The sequence below is a fragment of the Streptomyces sp. H51 genome (genome assembly GCF_035656535.1).
GTDB lineage: Bacteria > Actinomycetota > Actinomycetes > Streptomycetales > Streptomycetaceae > Streptomyces.
The window spans coordinates 33,493-54,373 of record NZ_JAYMHD010000070.1; the positions used below are offsets into that span (position 1 = coordinate 33,493).

Here is a 20,881-nt window from a genome sequence, read left to right on the forward strand (position 1 = left end):
GCGGTCCTGACCGCCGCCGGAAACGGGCCGGGCCGACGCCGGCACCACCCGGCCACGTCGCTCATTCACCTAGGGAGACCACATGGAAGCATTCGTCATCGGCGCCACGGGATACATAGGCGGCGCCGTCGTGGACCATCTGCTCGAGCGGGGCCACGAAGTGGTGGGCCTGGCCAGGTCCACGGCATCCGCGCAGGCCCTGGAGGCGGCCGGGGTGAAGGTTCAGCCGGGTGAGGTCGGCCGCCCTTCGGATTGGGTGGCGCGAGCGCTTCAGGCCGACGCCGTCGTGTTCGCCTGGCTGGACCCCGTTCCGGACAGGTTCCGGGAGGTGGACACCGCCGCGGTCCGTTCGGTCCTCCAGGCGATGCAGGGCACGGACAAGGCCTTTCTGTACGTGACCGGCTCACTCGGCACCGGGAACACCGGGCCCGACGTGGAAGTCGACGAGTCGACTCCCGACGATCCGCCCGCGTTCCTCGCCTGGCGGTCGGCGCTCGAGGGGGAGATCCGCCGGGCTGCCGGCTCGGGGGTGCGCAGCGCGGTGGTCCGCGCGCCGATGGTGTACGGGCGCACGAGCGGTTTCGTCGCGGCCTCGCTGCTGGCCGACTACAACAGCAGCGGCCGGGTGCACTACGTCGGCGACGGGGACAACCTGCTTGCGTTCGTGCACGTGGACGATCTCGCCGCCCTGTGCGTCGATGCGCTCGAAGGCGCCCCCGCCGGCTCGCTCTATCTGGCGGGCAACGGAGAGAGCATGTCCTACCGGGACTTCTCCGTGATGGCGAGCCGTGCGCTCGGCGGCGGCGGGGAGGTGGCCTCCCTGCCGGTCGAAGTGGCGTCCCAGGCACTGGGTCCTTTCGCCCAGGCGCTGACCTGCTCCCAGCGGCTGTCCAACGCGGCGGCACGCGAGCAACTGGGCTGGACGCCGAAGATGCACGACGTCGCGGAGGAACTGCGACTGCTGAAGCAGCAGCTCGTCTGAGGCCGCGGCCCGCGCGGAACCGGACACACCCGGGCGCTCACCGGGCCGGTGGGCGGACAGGCCTCGTGGGGGACGCGCCTCGTCCTGGCGGTCAGGCGATCACGGGTCGAGGACACGGGCGGGCGGTGACGGGAGTGCCCGCGCCGGTGGGGTGACGGCGGCCCGGCCGCGGGCCGCGGGTCAGTCGCTGTCGGCCGCGCGTGGGTGATCCGTGCGGGACAGCCAGGTGGCGAGCAGCGTTTCCAGTGCCGCCGCCTCGGCGGGTGTGAGCGCGTCCAGCAGACGGCGTTCGTTGCGCATGTGCTCGGTGAACGCCCGGTCGATCAGTTCGCGTCCGGGGGCGGTGAGGGCGACGATCCGTCCCCGCTGGTCGTCCTCGGACCGGCGGCGGGTGACGAGTCCGGCTCGCTCCAGACGGTCGATCCTCTTCGTCATGGCGCCGGTGGTGACCATGGTGTGCGCGGCGAGTTCGCCGGGCGCTCGCTGGTAGGGCTCACCGGCGCGGCGCAGCGCGCACAGGACGTCGAACTCCCCTTCGCTGAGGCCGTAGCGGGCGTAGACGAGGCGGAGTTCCCCGGTGAGCCGGTCGGCCAGCCGGTGAAGCCGGCCGATCACGCCTTGGGGGGAGACGTCGAGGTCGGGCCGTTCGCGGCGCCAGTCGGCCTGGATGCGGGCCACTCGGTCCAGCTCACTGTCTTCCATGGAAGACAGTATAGCTTCCGTGGAAGTAGAATGCCTTCCATGGAAGCCAATGCGCGCTGGGTCGCGCTGACCGCGATAGCACCGGTCGCCTGGGGAGCCAACTACTTCGTCACGCACGAGTTCCTCCCCGCGGACCGCCCCCTCTACGGGGCCGCCGTACGAGCGCTGCCGGCCGGCCTTTTCCTGCTGGTGCTGCGTCGGCAGCGGCCCCGGGGCGCGTGGTGGTGGCGGTCCGCCGTGCTGGGGACCCTCAATGTGAGTGTCTTCTTCGTCCTCGTCTACGCCGCCTCCCAGCTCCTTCCCACGAGCGTCGCCTCGACCGTCATGGCGGTGTCCCCGCTGGCGATGATGCTCGTGGCGTGGCTGCTGATGTCCGAGCGTCCCAGGGCGGCTCATCTGGCCGGCGCCGCGATCGGGCTCGCCGGTGTGTGTCTCATGCTGCTCACGGGAGCCGCCCGGACGAGTGTGCCGGGTGTGCTCGCGGCGGTGTCCGCCATGCTGGTGTCGTCGTTCGGCCACATCCTGACCAAGCGGTGGAGCGCCGATGTCGACGTCCTGGCCTCGACCTCCTGGCAGCTGACCGCCGGCGGCCTCTTCCTCCTCCCGGTCGCCGCGGCCGTGGAGGGTGCCCCGCCCGCGCTGTCCGCGCCCGCTCTGCTCGCCTTCGGCTACGTCGCCCTCGTCGCCACCGCGCTGGCGTTCGTCGCCTGGTTCACGGGACTACGGCACCTGCCCGCGGGAACCGTGGGGCTGATCGGCCTGCTCAATCCCGTGACCGGCGTGCTGCTGGGCATCGCCGTCGCCGGGGAGGCGCTGACCGTCCAGCAGTCGTGCGGGCTGGCACTGGTCCTGGCCGGCGTCGTCCTCGGCCGGCCCGCCCGCGCGAGCCGGCGCCGCGGCGGCCGGGCATCCGCCGCTGCGGTACCCGAAGCGTGTCCCGCGCGAGAGCCCTCCGCGCCCGGTCGCGGGTGACGAGGACCTTCGCGACGGCGGGAAGAAGTGAGGTGGGCTATCCCGCATGCGGAATAGCCCACGACGGCGAGATGTCGCTCCGGGGATGAACGTGACACTCACCACCCGTAGATTGGAACACGCGCCGGAGCGGTGAGTGATGAGCAACCGGTACTCCATTGCGCCGACGACCCGGTCCCGGCCCGCCGGCTGCGAACGAGGCGGAACGGTGAGGGGCGGGCACACCCCCGGCTGCGGGGCCGGCGCACGTGTGGCGCGGAACGCCGCTACGAGACACCCGTCGAAACCCAGACGGTCACCACTTTGAGGTCCGGGTCGACCTGGGTGCCGATCGGCGACTGGTCGACGACGATCCCCTTGCCCCAGAGCGCTTCGTCCTTCGTCTTCTCGGTGAGCTTCCACCCGCCCGCCTCGGCGCAGGCGCGCACCGAGTCGATGTGGTGCAGCTTGAACCACGGCACCGAGATCTTGCCGTCCTGCGAGACCTTGGGTTTGGTGCAGTCCTTCACCGGCATCGTGAGCGAGGTGTCACCCATCACGACGTCGCCGTGCGAGGGGGACGCCGACGCCGACGCCGCGGGTTGCGAAGCGCTCTTGTCCGGACCGACGTCCTCCGGGTCGTCGGCCTTCCCCCCGTTGCCCAGCGTGAGCACGGTCAGTCCGCCGAGCACGAGCACGGCGGCGGCCGACGCCACCCACACCACGGCCTTGCGGCGCGGCGGCGACGAGGGGCGGTGCGGGGCCTGCGGTGCGTGCCCACCGGGGAGCGTCCCCTGATAGGGGTTGGGGTGCACGGCCATCGGCGCCGGACCGCCGGAAGCCGGCGCGGCGGCTCCTTGCGAGGGGTACGCAGACGCCGCGAAGGTGGGCATGTAAGGAGCCCCCACCGCCGGCGGGGGACCGAAGGAGTCGTTGCCCTGCCCGACGCCGGGGTGCCCGGGGGAGTCCGCCGGTCGGGCGGGCGCGGCGGACCCGGCCGGCCCGATCTGCGCGAGCAGTGCCTGGACCGCCTCGCGCATGGCGTCGGCGGACTGGTGCCGCTGCGCGGGGTCCTTGGCCAGGGCTGTGGCGATCAGCCGGTCGACGGACTCGGGCACGGACGCGTTGACCTGCGAAGGCACCGGCGCTGGTGCCTGCACATGCTGGTAGGCGATGGTGAGCGGCGCGTCGCCGTCGAACGGCAGCCGGCCGGTGACCATCTCGAAGAGCATGCAGCCGACCGAGTACAGGTCGGAGCGCTCGTCCACCTGCCGGCCCATGGCCTGCTCGGGGGAGAGGTACTGAGGAGTCCCGACGACCATCCCGGTCTGTGTCATGGAGCCGAGCCCGCTCTCCATCGCCCGGGCGATGCCGAAGTCCATCACCTTCACCACGTTGCGCCGGGTGATCATCACGTTGGCCGGCTTGATGTCCCGGTGGATCAGCCCTCTCGCATGGCTCTCCGACAGGGCGGCCAGGACCTCACTCGTGATCTGCAGGGCCAGCGGTACGGGCATCGCCCCGCTCTCGGCCACATGCTGGTCGAGGAGCTCGCGCAGCGAACAGCCCTCGACGTACTCCATGACGATGTACGGCTCGGCCGCACCCTGGCCCGAGTGCTCACCCGAGTCGAACACCGACACGATGTTGGTGTGGTTGAGGCTGGCGACCGCCTTGGCCTCCCTGATGAACCGCAGCCGGAACGCCTGCTGTCCCGCCAGGTCCGAGCGGAGGAGCTTCACGGCCACCGGCCGGTCGAGCACGGTGTCGTGACCGAGGTACACCGTGGCCATGCCGCCTTCTCCGAGAAGGCTTTGCAGGACGTAGCGCCCGTCACCCACGGCGCGCCCGTCAGCGCTGACCAAAGTGTGCTCATCCCGACCGGTCATTCGGTACCGCCCCTTCACCGTGTAACGCCCCCGCTGCGGGCGGCAGTGCCGGCCGGCCCCCGCGTCGTCGACGGCGGCGCCGCGCACTACGATTTCAGGGCCGCGGCGACCACGCGCCGCCACAGCTGCGGATGCCTGGCCACCATTCACAGGCCGTACTCATCCAACGCGTCATCGAACGTCCGATCATGAGTAATCCATACTCGTTTCGGCGGCGAACACGCCGACAGGGACGCCGTACCGGCGTCGTCGGACCGTCGTCCCGGCAGGGCCGGCCCGGGAGCGGGGAAGCAGGCGGAGGCGTCCACCAGGCTGCCGACCGCCCGTGGGCCGCCGCACGAGTACTCGCTACTCAAGCCCCGCCGCCGGCCCGCGGACGCGGTACGCCGCAGGCCCGGACGCGGCATCCGCACCCGGAACGCCGCTCCTGACCGACCCGGCTGACGCAGGCGCCCGCGAGGTACCGGATTTCGCGGCACGCGCCGGGACAGGGGCCGGACAGGGAACCGACAGGCGGTTCGGCCAGCATCGGAGCCGTCGATGTCCCCGGGAAGCCACCGGATCGGTGATTGTCATGTGTTCCACCACCCACCTGGCCGACGCGCCGACCCGGCGCGTCCTGGCAGGCCCCCCGAGGTCCTACACCCTGCGGCTGGCCCACGACGTGACCGCCGCCGCGTCCGCCCGGAGAGAAGCCCGGATCCTGCTGGCGTCGTGGGGTCTGCCTGAGGAGCAGGCGGACGACATCCTGCTGATCATCTCCGAACTCGTCACCAACGCCGTCGAGCACGCTCTGCCGCCCGTGGCTCTGCGGCTGAGGCGGTTGGGCACCGACGGCGTGCACATCGACGTCAGCGACGCGGGTCCCGCCGCGTCCCCGGGGGCGTGGGCCGCCACCGGAACCCACGCCGAGCACGGCCGCGGCAGGGTCATCGTCGACGCGCTGTCCGCCGGACACGGCACCCGGGCAGAAGCCGGGGCGGTCCACCACTGGGCCACCGTCGGCGTCACGGCCTGACACAGCACGGCAGGCGCCGTCAGCCGCACCGACACCAGGTCCGCGACGGCACCGCCGCACCGACGGCCGGCACCCCTCACCTCGGGGCACCCCGGTGGCGGCCGTGAAGGAGACCACCACGCACAGACTCCCGCACATCGCGGCTTCCCCGGGCGGGACGGCGTCGCGGTCCGGGTCCTGGCCGACGCCTTCACGGACGGCACGGCCATCCGCCTCCGTTCCCGCCCGACCGTGCCCGGCGGCATCGAGGACCGCCGTGGCCGCGGCGGCGTCCGCCAGGCGGGCGGGCAGGACGTTCCGCCTCACTTCTCCAGATCGACACGCATGGTCATGAACTCCATGGACGCCGACATCACCGTGCTGTTCGGGAAGAGAGCCACCCCCGCGGTCGTCGCGTCCGCCCAGCCGCAGATGACGTTCCCGTTCTCGGCGAGCGACGCCGACAGGCACTCCACCGAGCCGCCGAGCGGTCCGGGATCGCTGACCGGCTGCGCCTCGGGAACGCCCTGGCCGAAGTCCCACTCGATGTGTTCCAGCATGCCGCGCCACAGGTGTTCACGGCGCTTGGTGGTGGCCTCGGGCACATGATCGACCGCGACGACCAGAACGGCGTCGTCGCTCCCCCAGTCGGAGTACGCGGCCGACACGAGGTTCATGCCGTCGCGCATCTCGCCCGGGTCGACGTCACGTGCCGGGTTCTTGCCCGACACCTTGGACAGGCCGCCCGCCATCGAAGCGTCGATCACCTGCCTGACCGGGCCCGAAGGCGCCGCGGAGGCGGAGGGGGAGGCTTTGCCGGAGTCCGTCGCGCCGGGCCGGGCCGGAGCTGTGGTCGGGTCCACTGCGCTCGCCGACGCGGCGGGGGACTTCACGGGCTTCGAGCCCTTGAGATCGTCCCCTTGGCACCCGGTCAGCAGCACCAGCCCCAACACCGCCGCCGTGACGGCGGGCACACCCGATACGCGCATGACGAATCTTCCCCCTCTTGGCTGTCGGCGGTCAGGCCGCCGACGCAGGACAGACACCTTTTGCCGGCGGCCCGCGGAAACGTCCCGCGGATCGGCTGCGGCGTCCTCCTTCACCGGAACGCCGGCTCGACCGCCGTTGGCCGGAAATCTACGCACGCCCACTGGGAAGCGGCTGGAAAAGGGATTGCGGGCGCTGGTGGGGAAGCCATGTGCGGGGGCGGCCTCCGGTGGGCCGCCCCCGCTGGACGGGCGCTTCAGCCGAGCGCCTTGAAACCGCGCAGCCGCAGTGAGTTGCCGACGACGAAGACGGAGGAGAACGCCATCGCCGCTCCGGCGATCATCGGGTTGAGCAGCCCGGCCGCGGCCAGCGGCAGCGCCGCCACGTTGTAGGCGAAGGCCCAGAACAGGTTCGACCTGATGGTGCCGAGCGTCTTGCGGGAGAGGCGGATCGCGTCGGCCGCGGCGCGCAGGTCGCCCCGGACCAGGGTGAGGTCGCCGGCCTCGATGGCCGCGTCGGTGCCCGTGCCCATGGCGAGGCCCAGGTCGGCCTGCGCCAGCGCGGCCGCGTCGTTGACCCCGTCACCGACCATCGCGACCGAAAGCCCTTCGGCCTGGAGTCGCTTGACGACGCTGACCTTGTCCTCGGGCATGACCTCGGCGATCACCTCGTCGATGCCGACTTCCGCGGCGACCGCGTCGGCGACCGCCCGGTTGTCGCCGGTGAGCAGCACCGGCTTGAGGCCGAGCGCCCGCAGCCGGGCGATGGCCTGTGCGCTGCTGTCCTTGACCGCGTCGGCCACTTCCAGCACCGCCCGGGCCTCGCCGTCCCACGCGACGGCGATGGCGGTGCGGCCCGCGGCCTCGGCGGCCGCCTTGGCGCGTGCCAGTTCGACCGGCATCACCAGGGCCCACTCGTCGAGAAGCCTCTCGCGTCCCACGAGGACCGCGTGCCCCTCGACGACACCCTGGACTCCGAGCCCGGGAACGTTGGCGAAGTCCTCGGGCGTGGGCAGCGTGCCGACCCGCTCGGCGGCGCCGGTCGCGACCGCCTGGGCGATGGGGTGTTCCGAAGCGTGCTCCAGCGCGCCCGCCAGCCGCAGCACGTCGGCCTCGTCGGTGCCCTCGGAGGTGTGCACACCCAGCAGGGTCATACGGCCCGTGGTGACCGTGCCGGTCTTGTCCAGGACGATCGTGTCGATCTTGCGGGTGCTCTCCAGCACCTCCGGTCCCTTGATGAGGATGCCCAGCTGGGCGCCCCGGCCGGTGCCCACCATGAGCGCGGTGGGGGTGGCCAGGCCCAGGGCACAGGGGCAGGCGATGATCAGTACCGCCACCGCCGCGGTGAAGGCGGCGGACAGCTCGGCGCCGTTGCCGAGCCAGAAGCCGAGAGTTCCCACCGCCAGGCTGATGACGACCGGCACGAAGACGGCGGAGATGCGGTCCGCGAGCCGCTGTGCGGCCGCCTTGCCGTTCTGCGCGTCCTCGACCAGGCGCGCCATGCGGGCGAGTTGGGTGTCGGCGCCGACCCGGGAAGCCTCGACGACCAGGCGTCCGCCGACGTTGACGGTCGCTCCGGTGACCGCGTCGCCGATCCCCACCTCGACGGGCACGGACTCGCCCGTGAGCATCGAGGCGTCCACGGCCGAGGCGCCCTCGACGACCGTGCCGTCGGTGGCGATCTTCTCGCCCGGCCGGACCAGGAAGCGGTCGTGGACCTGCAGTTCGCTGATCGGTACCCGTTCCTCGCGCCCGTCGCGCAGGACCGTGACGTCCTTGGCGCCCAGTTCCATCAGGGCCCGCAGCGCGGCGCCCGCCTTGCGCTTGGACCGGGCCTCGAAGTACCGGCCCGCCAGGATGAACGCGGTCACGCCGGCGGCGGCCTCGAGATAGATGTTCCCCGAGCCGTCGGTGCGGGCGATGGTCAGTTCGAAGGCATGGGTCATGCCCGGGGTGCCGGCGGTGCCGAAGAACAGGGCCCACAACGACCACAGGAACGCCGCCGCCGTGCCCACCGAGATCAGCGTGTCCATGGTGGCGGCGCCGTGCCGGAGATTGGTCCAGGCCGCGCGGTGGAAGGGCCAGGCCGCGTACGTGACCACGGGCGCGGCCAGGGTGAGCGACAACCACTGCCAGTACTCGAACTGCCAGGCCGGAACCATGGCCAGGGCGATCACCGGGACGGCGAGCACGGCAGCGGTGGTCAACCGCTGCCGCAGCGGACGCAGTTCGTCCGTCCCCGCGGCCTCCTCGGAACCCTCGCCGTCCCGTGGTGCGCCGGAATCGCGCGGCGGAGCGGGCTCCTTCGCGGTGTAGCCGACGGCCTCCACGGTGGCGATCAGGTCCGGCACGGTCACCTCGGCCGAGTAGACCACCTTGGCCTTCTCGGTCGCGTAGTTGACGGTGGCGGTGACGCCCTCCATGCGGTTGAGCTTCTTCTCGATGCGCGCCGCACAGGAGGCGCAGGTCATCCCGCCGATGGCGAGTTCGATCTCGGCGTTGTCGGAAACCGAGGTGGTCATCACTCCTCCTGGAGGAAAGTCGAGGGGGCGCCGGGCCCGCTGGACCCGGGCGAGGTCCAGCGGGTGAGAGCGGATCGGCGCTCTCCGCCCGGCCGTCCGGCCGGTGGTCCTACCGGCCGGACGGCCAGGTGTCAGGCCGCCCGGCCGGTCAGTTCGTAGCCGGCCTCGTCGACGACGGCCGCCAGCTTCTGGTCGTCGGGCTCGGTCGAGGTGGTGACCGTGACGAGGCCCGCCTTGACGTCCACCTCCACCCCGACCACGCCGTCGAGCACCCCGATCTCGCGGGTGAGGGTGGTCTCGCAGTGGCCGCACGTCATGCCGGACACCTTGTAGACGGTCGCGACCGCGGTGCCCTCGACGGCAACGGTGGAAGCGGCGCTGGTGGAGCAGCTGCCGTCAGAAGTACAGCAGGAACCCATGGCACATTCCTTTCAGGTCGATCCATACCCTGGGGGGGTATGCACTATGCTGGCATCGTATACCCCCTCCCCGTATGTTGAGCAACTCGCGGCAGGTACGGGTACCCCCTAGGGGTATCAAACCCTGCCGGTCCCTCTCCAGGAGCCTGTGATGAACGTTCTGTGGAAACTCGGCGGCTTCGCCGCCGCGTCGGCGGCGGTCTTCGGAACCGCGTACGGGGTCGGCGGCGCCGTCGCCCCGTTGGCGGACGACACGGCCGCGCACTCCGCCCACTCGGCGAGCGAGGCGCCGGAGCGGGGCGGGGGGCACGGCGGCCACGCGGGCCACGGCGAGGCCGAAGCGTCAGCCGTGCCCGGTGGCCTGCAGGTCGCCGACGGCGGCTACAGTCTCGATCTGCGAAGCCCGCGCCTGGCCGCCGGCCGGAAGGGCGATCTCCGCTTCGTCGTCCGAGACGCGAAGGGCCGGCCGGTCACCGCCTATGAACGGGCGCACGGCAAGGAACTCCACCTGATCGTCGCTTCCCGCGACCTGGGAACCTACCGGCATCTGCATCCCCGTCGCGCCGCCGACGGCACCTGGAGCACCCCCGTCGACCTTCCCGCCGCGGGCGGCTACCGGGTGTTCGCCGACTTCGAACCCGCGAACCGGTCGAAGGGGCTCACCCTCGGCGCCGACCTGGCCGTCTCCGGCGCCTACCGGCCGGCCGAGGTGCCCGAGGCGTCGGCCACCGCCACCGTCGACGGCTACACCGTGAGGCTGAGGGGCGACCTGCGGGCCGGTGCGGAAAGCCGTCTCACCCTCACCGTCGACCGCGGCGGCCGGGAGGTCACCGACCTCCAGCCCTACCTCGGCGCCTACGGGCACCTTGTCGCCCTGCGCTCCGGAGACCTCGCGTACCTGCACGTCCACCCCGACGGCGAACCCGGGGACGGCGCCACGAAGTCCGGCCCCGACGTCTCCTTCGGCACCACCGCACCCAGCGCCGGCACCTACCGGCTCTTCTTCGACTTCAAGCACGGCGACACCGTGCGCACCGCGGCCTTCACCGTCCGGGTCGGTACGCCTGCCGAGCCGCGGACGGCTCCGGCCGGTGACGCCACCGGCCGGCACGAGGACAGCCACCGGCACTGAACGCCGGCGGTGCGAAAGCCCAGGTTCCGAGGCGCCGCGGCTCTGTGCGGGCCGCCGGAACGATGTGCCCGGCACCCCCTTTACTCGGATACCCCCTCGGGGTATATATTGTCGCCAGCTAGATACCCCCCAGGGGTATGCAACTCAGTGGAAGGCAGAGCAATGTCAACCGTCAATCCGCGGCGCTGGTGGGCCCTCGTGGTGCTCGCAGCCGCTCAGTTCATGGTCATCATGGACACTTCGATCATCGGTGTGGCGCTCCCCGAAATGCAGCGTGACCTGGACTTCTCCCAGGGCGATCTGCAGTGGGTGTTCAACGCCTACGTCGTCGCCTTCGGCGGGCTGCTGCTGCTGGGAGGCCGCCTGTCGGACCTGCTGGGAGCGCGGCGCGTCTTCGTCAGCGGCTGGGTCGTCCTCACCGCCGGCTCGGTGGTGGCGGCGGCCGCCACGACGGCCTGGGTGGAGATAGCGGGCCGTGCCGTCCAGGGCGTCGGCGGGGCGCTCATCGCGCCGGCCTCGATGACGCTGCTGATGATGCTCTTCGGGCACGACCCCAAGGAACTGGGCAAGGCGCTCGCGCTGTACGGCGCCGCGGCACCGGCGGGCGGCACGGCCGGTGTCTTCCTCGGCGGCGTCTTCACCGAATGGGCGAGCTGGCCCTGGGTGTTCATCATCTACATCCCCATCGGCATCGCCACCCTGGCCGCCACCGGACTGCTGCCCGCCGTGGCCGGCAACCGCGGCTCGGTCGACCTGCTGGGCGCGGTGGCCGTCACCGGCGGCCTGGCCCTGGCGGTCTTCGCCACCGTCCGCGCTCCCGAGGTCGGCTGGGGCGACACCCAGACCGTCCTGGGGCTCCTCGGCGCGGCCGTCCTGCTGGCCGGCTTCCTGCTCATCCAGAAGACGGTCCGCACCCCCCTCATGCCGCTGGGTATCTGGCGCGTCCCCGGGCTGGGCATCTCGAACGTGGGAATGACCCTGATGGGAGCCGCCTGGATCCCGATGTGGTACTTCCTCAACCTCTACCTCCAGCAGGTCCTCGGATTCGGGGCCTTCGCGTCCGGTGCCGCGCTGCTGCCCATGACCGGGCTGCTGATGATCTTCATGACGCTCATCACCGCCCGGCTGCTCGGCCGGTTCGGCCCCAAGCCGCTCATCGTCGGCGGCCTGTTCGTCCTGGCCGTGGGCCTGGTCTGGCTGTCGGCCGCGGAACCGACCGGGACCTTCGCGGTCGACGTCCTGCCCGCGTCGCTCGTCGCCGCGACCGGCATGTCCCTGGCCTACATCCCGCTCATGATGTCGGCCATGTCCGGTGCCCCGCAGGAGCAGGCCGGTCTCGCCTCCGGCATCGTCAACACCACCTATCAGGTGGGTTCCGCTCTCGGCCTGGCGGCCCTGACGGCACTGGCCACCTCCAAGGGGGCCGACCGGACCGGCGACCCCGCGGCCCTCACCAACGGCTTCAGCGCCGCCTTCCTCGGCGCCGCCGCGGTCGCCGCCGTCGGCGGACTGCTCACCGCCGCCTTCATGCGCGGCAAGTCCGGCGCCGCTCCCCAGGAGCCGGCCGCCGCGCCGAGCGAGTCGGCGAGGGCCTGACGGCCTCGAGCGGTGGATGACGTCAGGGGCCGGCGGCAGCCGAACCGCCGGCCCCTGGCGCGCAGGCCGGTACCGGGAACCCCCGGTACCGGCCTGCGCCATGACCCGGTGAGCGCGCGGACCGCGAGCCGTGCGGGGCCCTCGTCCGCACGGCAGTTCCACAACCGCGGCGCACCCACGGCGACACCCTCTCGTCGGCGCGGTGAGCCCGCAAGGACACGTCGACGAGCCCTGCCCGGTCTCCGGGCAGGGCTCGTCGACGTGATCGCCCTTCGCTAGAAGGCCGAGGCCTCCAGCAGTTGCCGCAGGTGACGGCGTCCGGGTATGTCCAGCTTCTGGTAGACGCGGTAAAGGGTGTTGCTCACGGTCCGCGGCGACAGGACGAGCTGTTCCGCGATCTCCTTGTCCGACAGCCCCTCGGCCGCGAGCCCGGCGATGGTCCGCTCCCTGGTCGACAGGGACGCCGGCTGGTCCAGGAAGCGCAGCGCGGGGGTCCGCACCGGGTCGCAGGCACCGAGATGGGCACGGGCCGCCGCCACCGCGGCGGCAGCGGCACCGCTGTCCCCGGTCCTTCGGCGCATGCGGCTGATCTCGGCGTACGCCTCCGCCGCGTAGAGTTCCGCGCCGGCCGCGGCGAAGGAGCGGGCGACCGACTTCATCAACGCGTGATCGCCGGTGGCCAGCGCCTGCGCGTACCGCAGGCGAGCCTGCAGATACGGCCCTTGCACGGCGACGGACCACTGTGCGCGCGTGTCCGACGCCAGGCCGATGCGCGCCATCTCGTGCACGATGATCGCCACATCGGTGCCGGCCCCCTGCGCCTGGGCGTCACGTACCGCGTTCTGCAGGAGCGCCAGAGCCGTGGCCTGGTCTCCGCGGGACATGGCACGGTGGGCGCGCACGATGGCGAGATGCGTGTAGTGCCCGCTGGGCAGGGTGTCGAGCTGGGCGTGAGGAGCCTTCCGCTGGCTGTCCGGGAGGCAGTTGGACGCCAGTTCGGCGTAGATGCCGGCACGCGCGTGCCACTGTTCCCACCCCACCTGATAGGCGGGGGAGAGGACGAAGTGGGCGAGGGCCCTGCGGACCAGTCCTCGCTCGTAGAGCGTGAAGCCGAGCGCGAGACCCCTCTGGGTGTCCGTGCGGAAGGACATCCTGCGCGCGGCGTCGCCGTATTCCTGTTCGAGTATGTCCTGGGCGCCGCGCAGATCCCCCGACAGGTGCAGTGCGCAGGCCCGCAACTCCTCCAGGGAGTCCGTGTGCGGTGCCCACACGTCGTCCTCGCTCCGCATCGCACGTGCGGCGTCCTCGTACAGAGCCAGGGCGTCCAGTGGTCGTCCCAGATGACACAGAGCGGACATCGCGAACACCGTGGCCTCGACGCGCATGGCGGGACTCGCGGTGGCCAGCAGCGGAGAACAGCGGTGCAGGCAGTCCTGGTAGCGCCCCTGGAAGTAATCCGAGAGGGCCGCCAGCAACTCCTTCGCCGGCCCCTGCATCTCGCTGATGGCCGCCTCGGCCTGCGCGTAGTCACAGCCCAGGATCCAGGCGCGCGCCCGCCACGGCTGGAGCGCCCGCCCGACCTCGGCGTCGTCCTTCTCGACCGCTTCGAGACACAGTTTGTGCAGGTCGTCGAGCGACGCGCTGGCCAAGAGTGCCTGGCCATAAAGGTCGGCAGCGCTCGCCGACCGGTACGTGCGCCACGCGACCCGCGCCAAGTGCGTGGCGGTCGGCAGGTCGTGGCGGCTGAGCGCGTACCTGCACGCCTGGAGCAGCCGGCCTTCCGACAGGGTGTGCCCGCTCTGCTGCTCCCAGCTGACGATCCGCACGTATTCGTCCGGTTGTCTCTCGCTCTCCGGCAGTGCCGTCTTCCAGGAAGCGAGCAGCTGCTTCCGGCGTAGGGGGCCCGTCTCCTGGCGCAGCACGTGGCCGAGCAACGGATCCGCAACAGTGATGTGAGCCGTTGCGTCATCCACGGTCGTGGTGATGAGCCGTCTGTCCTCGAGCGACACGAGAACGTCCGGGTCGACGAGTTCTTCGACGGCCGTGAGCCGTGCCGGTTCCGCCAGGGCGATGAGCTCGAGAGCTTCCCGCGGCGCCGTTTCGAGTACCGCGATGCGCGCGTCCGCGAGTTTTCTGAGTACGACCGACTCAGGAATCATCAATCTGGAGTCACCGAAAATGGAAGCAGGACGCTCGTTCTGGAGGGCGCGGATGATTTCTCGAAGCACCGAAGGGTTTCCGGCGGAAAGGTCGGCGAGTCGCGCCGCGCACTGCTGGGAAATCCGTTGCCCGGAGAAATGGCCGGCCAACCGCCGTGTCGTGGAGGCGTCGAGCGGTCCCACGTGAATGGTGTGCAGGTAGGGGCTGCGGCACAGGGCGTCACCGGCTCCGGTGCCCCCGGCGTCCAAATTGATCTCCGCGAGCAGCCGGACGTGCTGACGGCACACGGCTTGCAGGAGCAGCGGCACCGCGGCCGGATCGAGCAGGTGAGCGTTGTCGACACGGAGCAGAAGGCGCAGGCGGACGGCCCGGGCGATCGTCTTCTCGAGGAAGCCGACTGCCTCAGGGGTACGCAGCACCTCCTGCAGCGCGGGGTCGACGTCCACGGCATCCCGTCCGTGGAGCGAGACGATCTCGTCCGCCAGTCGGGACTTGCCGATCCCCGTGACCCCCGTCAGGAGGACCCCGGCCGGTCGGCTGGTGGCGCCGAGTACCCGGCAGGCTTTGTCGAGTTCGACTTCACGGCCCGTAAGAGGCGTCGCCTCGTCGATCAGTAAAGGATTCTGGAGTTTGGTCTGCTGATCGGTGGATGAACTGAAGGCGTGTGGGATCATCTTCTTCCGCAGAGTTCTGTGCGGGTGCCCCAGTGGACACGTACCAGATCGGGTTCCGCTCTGCCCGCCGACGGCGCGCCCGCGGAGCAATTTCCTAACGCGAGGACCCGGGTGGGTAAATCAGTCCTGCGTACGCGGCGCCGATGCCGCTCTGCATATCGCCTCCCCCGAACGAATGCTTCAAGCGTGAAATTGGTGAAAGAAGCCCACTGGTTGTGGTCGCAAGCGCGCCTGTCGATTGAAGTCGCCGGAGACATCACGGCTGAGCCGTACGAGGACAGGGTTGCCCAGACCCTGCGTCGCTGTGCCTCTCGGGTCGCCCAGAGTGACCATGCTGGGCGATATCCCGCTACGCTGCGGCATGGACGATAGGGGACCGTCGTCCACTTAGGCAAGGCGAAGGACGTCGGCCGAGTCCTGAGAACCTCCGTGCGGGGTGACCGGGAGAGCCGGCCTTCTGGAGTCTTTCACCTGGTCAGGCGGGATGCGAGGCCGCCGGGGGCATGCTCGGGCCCCTCTTGGCTTCGTGACCGCTGCGGTCGGCCGGAGGGCGGGCTTCAGCGGTTGACGGCGTGCCTGCCGGTGCCCGTACCGCCCCGGGCCGTCGCCGGCGCGGCCGGCGGGCGTCTTGGAAACGACTGGGAACCGTCTCCCGTTCTTTCCAGTCATCTGCAAGAGCGGCTGTCTACCGTGCGTGTACCGGCCGCCGACAACGGGGGAGAACACATGCTCACTACGCGACTCGGACCTGAGCGGCGCCTTGCCCACGCCGCCGGCCCGGGTGCGCTGTCCCGGTGCCACGTCACCCGCAGCGCCTGCCATAGCAGGGACATGTCACATCTGCCCGGTCCCACCGGGCAGTTGAGCGTACGTCGACCGGTTCCGGGTGCCCGCCCGGCCGGCGTCGTGCGGGCCGGCCCTCCGCAGGGGTGACGCCCTCACCCTGCGCGTCTGCCGCCCAGGGCAGATGTTCTCCACCGGAGCCCACCGGTCGCGGACGGCGTTCGCCCACACGCTCATCCGTGCCCCGCAGCTGCGGTCCTGACGTTTCGGAACACCACACATGTCACAGGTGTGTCACTCGAACCCTCCTTGACGTGTGCACGGCCGACTGCCGCACCTCCGGGTGCGCGCTCGCCGCCGGCGCGACTCCCGTTCGGTCTTTTCTCTTCCGCTCCGCCGTCGCACCCGGCGGCCGCGCCGATGGCCGGGGATTCAGCTGCTTCAAACCTCCCATCACGACTCGAACATGGAACAGAGCATTCCGCGGGACGAGCGGGTTCGTTGAGTAACGATTACCTCTCCTGTTCTGCCGCACGCCCGCTTATGGTCTGTTCAGCGCTGCAAGAGTTTTCCGGAAATTCACAGCGCGTCTTCATCGTCTTTTTCGAGTCCATTGGTGGGGGGAGTGAGTGATCCGGTGAAGTCGGATGCAGAAACTCGATCCGTCCGCTCGGGTGGCCCGTGGGACGGTGCGGAATCGCCGAGTCACTGTCTGGTCGTCATAGGCGAAACACCGCTGGGTACGGATTTCCTGGAATCCGGCGGAATCCCGCGGAACTGGAGTGTGCGGAGCGTCGACGCGCCGCAGGGCGACCTCGCCCGGTGCATCGACGTACTGACGGACTTCCTGACCCGCGACGACAGCCCCGACCGTGGGGTACTGCTCGGAGCGGACCGGGCCGCGCACGCCGCGTTCGAGATCGCGGACCGCCACCCCGAGCGGGTGGCGGCGGTGGTGGCCCTGCTTCCCGGCGAGGAAGCCGCCGCGGGTGGTTCCCCGGAGCCTCCGTGTCCGGCGCTCCTGCTGTCACTCGACGAGGATCCCGACCGCATCGAATCGGCCGTGGTCGACCATCTGCGCGAAATGGGCCGGCCGGCCGCCGTACCGAGTACCTACCCGGTGCGGCTTCCGCCCCTGACCGCGATGCTGCTCCACGACGCCGAGGCCATGCGGCAACGCGCCGAACTGGGGCCCGTGCACCGCCTGGAGGCCGCCGACGCGACCACCACGTGGATCGTCACCGGACATCAGGCGGCAGGCGAGGTCCTCGCATCCCCCCACTTGAGAGGCGACGTCGAGATCACGCCGGGCTTCCGGGCCCAGTGCCCCGAACTGGCGGCCGAGCATCGAGGCGGCACCGACACGATCAGCGTCGACGCTCGTGAACACCGGCGGCTCAGGGAACTCATCGGCCGGCACCTCACGACGGAGCACGTCTCCCGCCTGCGGGAACGCGTCCAGCGCCGCGTCGACGGACTCCTGGACGGCCTGCCGGCCTCCGAAGAGACCGACTTCGTCCGCCGCGTCGCGGTGCCGCTGCCGGTACTCGCGCTGTGCGAGTTGTTCGGTGTCCCGGACGCCGACCGCGACTACCTCCACGACTGGCTGGTACGGCGGCTCTCCGTCCCGCCGCCAGGCGCGCACGAGGACGTGGACGCCTACCTGCGCCGACTGATCGAAGCCGGCCGGAAGCGGCCCGGCGACGACTTCATCGGATGGGCGATCGCCGCGGAGGGCGACCGCCTGGCCGAGGACGATCTCGTGTCCGCCGCCCGGCTCCTGCTGGTGTCCGGGTGCCGGCCCACGACCACCCTGCTCGCCAACGGAGTGGCCGCTCTGCTCCTGCACCCCGGGCAGTGGCAGCGGCTCGTCGACGATCCGGCTGCCGCTGAGGACGCGGCCGAGGAACTGCTGCGGTTCGTGACGCCCTATCCGCTCGGCCTGCCACGCCGGGCACGGTGCCCGGTCGACGAGGGCGGTGTGCGGATCCCGGAAGGACAGCTCGTCGCGGCCTCGCTGATGGCGGCCAACCGTGATCCGAGCGTCTACCCGGACCCCGATGTCCTCGACATCGGCCGGGCCGGAAAAGCCCACGCCGCATTCGGCCACGAGCATCACCGATGCCTCGGTGAGCCATTGGCCAGGATGCTGACGAGCACAACGCTGGAAACACTGGCACGCCGTTATCCCGCAATGGCTCTTTCCCGGGACGGGAGAGGCCTGCAATACAGAAAGAACCGGGTGCGCTACCTGCTCGAGCTCATGGTAGTCCTCGAGCCGCGTTCATAGCGTCGATGCCCAGGCATCACGGATTGCCACATCTGGACAGGAGTTTCAACGCGTGGAAGCCAGCACCATTCCGGAACTCATGGCGTACTGCCAGGCCGATCCGGTCTTCTTCGAGCCGCCCTGGCACATGAAGGACGAGGACAGCCTTTTCGCGGCGTCCGGCCGCGCTCTCCCGGACGGCTGGACCCGGCGGGAGAACGGGCTGTGGGTCGTCGCCGAACCCGCGGGCGCCGAACTGCCGGACCAGGGCTGGAAGATCCATGTGTCGGCGACCGATTCCGACGCCGAAACGGTCGTCGACCTGGTCGTGGACTTCTGCCTGTCCCGGGACCTGACGTTCAAGTTCCTGCGGAGCAAGGCCGCGATGCGGATGCTCAACAACAAGTACGCCGGCCGGGGCAGCAGCGGCAAGCTCCTGACCCTCTACCCTCACGACGAGGAGCAGCTCGCCTCCGTGCTGCCCGCGCTGGCCGATCTGCTCCGGGGTTTCACCGGCCCCTACATCCTCAGCGACGTCCGGTACGAGGACGTCCCCGTGTACGTGCGCTACGGGGCCTTCGTACCCATGACCTACCTGTCGCCGAGCGGTGAGCAGGTGTACGCCGTCCGCACCCCCGACGGCCGGCTGGTGCCGGACAGGCGCGACCCCGTGTTCACCGTGCCGGAGTGGGTGGAGGTCCCGGAGGTGCTCCGGGCGTCGGTCGAGCGGCGCACCGCCGGCGGGGACGAGTTCCCCTACCGGGTCGAGAAGCCCCTGCACTTCTCCAACGGCGGCGGGGTGTACCTGGCCCGGGAGAAGGACTCCGACCGGTATGTGGTGCTGATCGAGGCGCGCCCCCACGCGGGTGTCGACCGTGACGGCCAGGACGCCGTGACCCGGCTGAAGCGGGAACGGGACATGCTGCTGCGGCTGGAGGGCCTCGACTGCGTCCCCCGGGTTCTGGACCACCTGGTGATCTGGGAGCACCACTTCCTCGTCCAGGAGTACATCGAGGGCGAGACCCTGCTGAGCGAGGTCTTCGACCGCTACCCGCTGAGCAGTCCCGATCCCTCCGCCGAGTGGCTCGCCGAGTACACGGCGTGGGCGACGGACGTCCTGGCGAAGGTGGACCGTGCGCTGATGTCGGTGCACGCCAAGGGGGTCCGGTTCGCCGACCTCCATCCCTCGAACATCATCCTGCGGCCCGACGGCCGGGTCGCGCTGATCGACTTCGAGATCGCATCGGACCTGACCGACACCCAGGCGCCTCCCCTCGGGGCGCCCGGGTTCACCGCCCCCCGGGGCATGTCCGGCCGCGACGCCGACCACTACGCCCTCGACTGCCTCCGGCAGTGGGTGTTCCTTCCGATCAGCCCGCTGCAGGAGCGCGACCCCGTCAAGTACGCGACCCTGACCGATGTCGTCACCGAGCACTTCCCCGTCCCCGAGGGGTTCGGGGCGCGGCTCGTCCGCCGCCTCGGAACCGGACACGAACCGTTCGGACCGGACCTGCCGGCCCGCATGTTCACGGCGGAGGAACCGCACTGGCCGGCCATCCGCGACTCCCTCGTCGCCGGGATCCACGCGAGCGCCTCACCCGACCGCAAGGACCGTCTGTTCCCCGGCGACCCGCAGCAGTTCGGGACCGGAGGCATCACCGTCGCCTCCGGTGCCGCCGGGGTCCTGTGGGCCCTGCACCAGGTGGGCTCCGCCGTACCGGACCACTACGTGGACTGGCTCGTGGACGCCGTCGGCCGGGCCGACAACCCGCGCCCGGGCCTGATGGACGGCCTGCACGGAGTGGCCGCGACCCTGCAGGCGCTCGGACGCCACGACGACGCCCGGGACATGCTCGGCCGCGCCCGTGCGACGCACGACCGTCTGGCGGCCCCCGGGCTGCACGGCGGCATCGCGGGAGCGGGCCTGAGCCTGCTGAACTTCGCCCGGATCACCGGTGACGAGAGCCTGCGCCAGGAAGCGCTGGAGATGGGCGAGACACTGGCGTCCCAGCTCCGCGCCGCAGGATCACCGATGTTCCCGCCGCAGGGCAGGGTCGGTCTCGAACACGGGCTGACCGGTGTGGCCCACTACTTCCTCCGGCTGCACGACGACACGGGCGAGGAGCGCTACCTCGACCTGGCCCGGACCGCACTCCAGCGGGAGGTCGAGCGCGGGCAGTTCGCCAAGGACGGCGGTTTCAATCTCCTCTACAACAACCGCTACCTCCTCTACCTGGGGCCCGGCAGCGGAGGCCTCGCCGTCGTCCTCGCCGACTACCTGAGCAGACGCGCCGAACCCGGCTTCGCCGAGGTCGTCTCCGGTGTCCGGCGCGCGTGCGGCGCGGCGTTCGTGCGTCATCCGGCTCTGTTCATGGGCCGCGCCGGCTTGATCGTGACCCTCGCCCTGCTGGGTCAGGACGAGGACCGGCCGCTCATCCGCGAACACATCCGCAGACTTTCCTGGCACGCACTGTCCCACGAAGGACACCTGGCTTTCCCCGGCAACCAGCTCCTGCGCCTGTCCATGGACCTGGACAGCGGCTCCGCGGGACTCCTCGTTGCCCTAGGCGTCGCGTTCGACCGGAACGCGTCGATCATCCCGTTCCTCGATCTGCGGAACACCGCGGTCGGGGAGCAAGGAAGGAGGTGACCACCATGGCCAACGTTCTGCAGCTCCAGTCCCTCTCCGAGGAACTGTCCGCGCACCCGTGCACCAGCATCGTGACGTCGTACTACCAAACCTGCTGACGGGGTCGGTGGCACCGGGAGCCGTGATCTGCTCCCGGTGCCACCGGATGTGCCCTGCCGGCCTCTCGTCA

13 protein-coding genes are annotated in these 20,881 nt (G+C 70.9%); 7 read left to right on the forward strand and 6 right to left on the reverse strand.

The genetic code is table 11. The annotated features are described in order from the left end of the window. Positions 1–82 precede the first annotated feature (82 nt). Positions 83–982: an NAD-dependent epimerase/dehydratase family protein gene (locus VKA29_RS25525; RefSeq protein WP_324788317.1), complete on the forward strand. Its 900-nt coding sequence runs from the start codon at positions 83–85 to the stop codon at positions 980–982. 180 nt (positions 983–1,162) lie between these two features. Here the strand turns inward: VKA29_RS25525 and VKA29_RS25530 are convergent, their stop codons facing one another. Continuing rightward, positions 1,163–1,684 (reverse strand): MarR family transcriptional regulator, encoded by a 522-nt coding sequence (locus VKA29_RS25530; RefSeq protein ID WP_324788318.1) that lies wholly within the window; start codon positions 1,682–1,684, stop codon positions 1,163–1,165. A 39-nt stretch (positions 1,685–1,723) separates the two neighbouring features. On the opposite strand from VKA29_RS25530, the gene VKA29_RS25535 reads away from it, so the two are divergent. Beyond that, positions 1,724–2,656, forward strand: coding sequence for an EamA family transporter (locus VKA29_RS25535; RefSeq protein WP_324788319.1), 933 nt, complete (start codon positions 1,724–1,726; stop codon positions 2,654–2,656). 266 nt (positions 2,657–2,922) lie between these two features. On the opposite strand, the gene VKA29_RS25540 is transcribed toward VKA29_RS25535, so the two are convergent. After that, entirely contained in the window at positions 2,923–4,524 is a 1,602-nt protein-coding gene (locus VKA29_RS25540; RefSeq protein WP_324788320.1) for a protein kinase domain-containing protein, read from the reverse strand. Positions 4,525–5,098: 574 nt separating this feature from the next. Here VKA29_RS25540 and VKA29_RS25545 point away from each other — a divergent pair. Further along, positions 5,099–5,542 carry an ATP-binding protein gene (locus tag VKA29_RS25545; protein WP_324788321.1) on the forward strand — a complete coding sequence of 148 codons (444 nt, stop codon included), beginning with the start codon at positions 5,099–5,101 and terminating at the stop codon, positions 5,540–5,542. Positions 5,543–5,844: 302 nt separating this feature from the next. Here VKA29_RS25545 and VKA29_RS25550 read toward each other — a convergent pair whose 3' ends face one another. The 3 genes from VKA29_RS25550 to VKA29_RS25560 all read right to left on the reverse strand — a co-directional run bounded on the left by VKA29_RS25550 (position 5,845) and on the right by VKA29_RS25560 (position 9,448). Continuing rightward, the gene (locus VKA29_RS25550; RefSeq protein WP_324788322.1) at positions 5,845–6,510 is read right to left on the reverse strand and encodes a hypothetical protein; all 666 of its coding nucleotides are present in this window, start codon (positions 6,508–6,510) and stop codon (positions 5,845–5,847) included. A 254-nt stretch (positions 6,511–6,764) separates the two neighbouring features. Continuing rightward, the gene (locus VKA29_RS25555; RefSeq protein ID WP_324788323.1) at positions 6,765–9,029 is read right to left on the reverse strand and encodes a heavy metal translocating P-type ATPase; all 2,265 of its coding nucleotides are present in this window, start codon (positions 9,027–9,029) and stop codon (positions 6,765–6,767) included. Between the two features lie 131 nt (positions 9,030–9,160). Further along, positions 9,161–9,448 (reverse strand): heavy-metal-associated domain-containing protein, encoded by a 288-nt coding sequence (locus tag VKA29_RS25560; RefSeq protein ID WP_324788324.1) that lies wholly within the window; start codon positions 9,446–9,448, stop codon positions 9,161–9,163. Positions 9,449–9,599: 151 nt separating this feature from the next. Between VKA29_RS25560 and VKA29_RS25565 the strand changes: the two genes are divergently transcribed. Both VKA29_RS25565 and VKA29_RS25570 read left to right on the forward strand, forming a co-directional pair. Next, positions 9,600–10,580, forward strand: a complete 981-nt coding sequence (locus tag VKA29_RS25565) for a hypothetical protein (RefSeq protein ID WP_324788325.1) — start codon at positions 9,600–9,602, stop codon at positions 10,578–10,580. Between the two features lie 162 nt (positions 10,581–10,742). Further along, positions 10,743–12,176, forward strand: a complete 1,434-nt coding sequence (locus tag VKA29_RS25570) for an MFS transporter (RefSeq protein ID WP_324788326.1) — start codon at positions 10,743–10,745, stop codon at positions 12,174–12,176. Positions 12,177–12,451: 275 nt separating this feature from the next. On the opposite strand, the gene VKA29_RS25575 is transcribed toward VKA29_RS25570, so the two are convergent. Further along, on the reverse strand, positions 12,452–15,010 hold the full coding sequence (locus VKA29_RS25575) for a helix-turn-helix transcriptional regulator (RefSeq protein ID WP_324788327.1): 2,559 nt from the start codon (positions 15,008–15,010) through the stop codon (positions 12,452–12,454). Positions 15,011–16,577: 1,567 nt separating this feature from the next. On the opposite strand from VKA29_RS25575, the gene VKA29_RS25580 reads away from it, so the two are divergent. Both VKA29_RS25580 and lanKC read left to right on the forward strand, forming a co-directional pair. Then, on the forward strand, positions 16,578–18,083 hold the full coding sequence (locus VKA29_RS25580; protein WP_324788328.1) for a cytochrome P450: 1,506 nt from the start codon (positions 16,578–16,580) through the stop codon (positions 18,081–18,083). Positions 18,084–18,135: 52 nt separating this feature from the next. After that, positions 18,136–20,712 (forward strand): class III lanthionine synthetase LanKC, encoded by a 2,577-nt coding sequence (gene lanKC / locus VKA29_RS25585; protein ID WP_324788329.1) that lies wholly within the window; start codon positions 18,136–18,138, stop codon positions 20,710–20,712. The last annotated feature ends 169 nt before the right edge of the window (positions 20,713–20,881 follow it).

Excerpts from the sequence above, each read along its gene's own strand:
- VKA29_RS25525 (WP_324788317.1), top strand. The coding sequence starts at position 83 with ATGGAAGCATTCGTCATCGGCGCCACGGGATACATAGGCGGCGCCGTC.
- VKA29_RS25530 (WP_324788318.1), bottom strand. The coding sequence starts at position 1,684 with ATGGAAGACAGTGAGCTGGACCGAGTGGCCCGCATCCAGGCCGACTGG.
- VKA29_RS25535 (WP_324788319.1), top strand. The coding sequence starts at position 1,724 with ATGGAAGCCAATGCGCGCTGGGTCGCGCTGACCGCGATAGCACCGGTC.
- VKA29_RS25540 (WP_324788320.1), bottom strand. The coding sequence starts at position 4,524 with ATGACCGGTCGGGATGAGCACACTTTGGTCAGCGCTGACGGGCGCGCC.
- VKA29_RS25545 (WP_324788321.1), top strand. The coding sequence starts at position 5,099 with ATGTGTTCCACCACCCACCTGGCCGACGCGCCGACCCGGCGCGTCCTG.
- VKA29_RS25550 (WP_324788322.1), bottom strand. The coding sequence starts at position 6,510 with ATGCGCGTATCGGGTGTGCCCGCCGTCACGGCGGCGGTGTTGGGGCTG.
- VKA29_RS25555 (WP_324788323.1), bottom strand. The coding sequence starts at position 9,029 with ATGACCACCTCGGTTTCCGACAACGCCGAGATCGAACTCGCCATCGGC.
- VKA29_RS25560 (WP_324788324.1), bottom strand. The coding sequence starts at position 9,448 with ATGGGTTCCTGCTGTACTTCTGACGGCAGCTGCTCCACCAGCGCCGCT.
- VKA29_RS25565 (WP_324788325.1), top strand. The coding sequence starts at position 9,600 with ATGAACGTTCTGTGGAAACTCGGCGGCTTCGCCGCCGCGTCGGCGGCG.
- VKA29_RS25570 (WP_324788326.1), top strand. The coding sequence starts at position 10,743 with ATGTCAACCGTCAATCCGCGGCGCTGGTGGGCCCTCGTGGTGCTCGCA.
- VKA29_RS25575 (WP_324788327.1), bottom strand. The coding sequence starts at position 15,010 with ATGATCCCACACGCCTTCAGTTCATCCACCGATCAGCAGACCAAACTC.